This window comes from Flammeovirga sp. EKP202, from assembly GCF_014534745.1.
GTDB lineage: Bacteria > Bacteroidota > Bacteroidia > Cytophagales > Flammeovirgaceae > Flammeovirga.
In genome coordinates this window covers 1-335 of the sequence record NZ_JACVVP010000155.1, presented here as the reverse complement: position 1 = coordinate 335, position 335 = coordinate 1, and the positions used below count along the sequence as shown (strand labels likewise).

General features: G+C 31.9%; 1 pseudogene. It reads right to left on the bottom strand.

Annotated features, from left to right (window positions below):
- Positions 1-275, bottom strand: a pseudogene (locus IC221_RS29395) (IS4 family transposase); the annotation flags it as partial.
- Positions 276-335: the final 60 nt, after the last annotated feature.

Sequence of the window (335 nt, the reverse complement as noted above, 5' to 3'; positions counted from 1 at the left end):
ACCAAATAGTCCCACCATTTTCCTCCAATAAATTCCCTGTCAGCCGTTATATATTCTATAATAGATAAATCAAAGAGGTGATGAAATCTATTGAAAAGCTCTTCCCTTTCTTTTTCATTTGAGTTACCTCTTTTATTTCCAAGTACAGTCCACAATATAGGAAGTCCTACACCTTCATAAATCACACTTAAGTATAAGATATTGATATTCAATTGACCAAACTTCCAATTTGTACGATCTAGCGACAGCTGTAACTTCCCTTGAATTGGTAACATTTTTAATAATAAGAGAGAAAATGCATTTTCATCAAGTTCAAATTCAGAGAAAAATCTTTG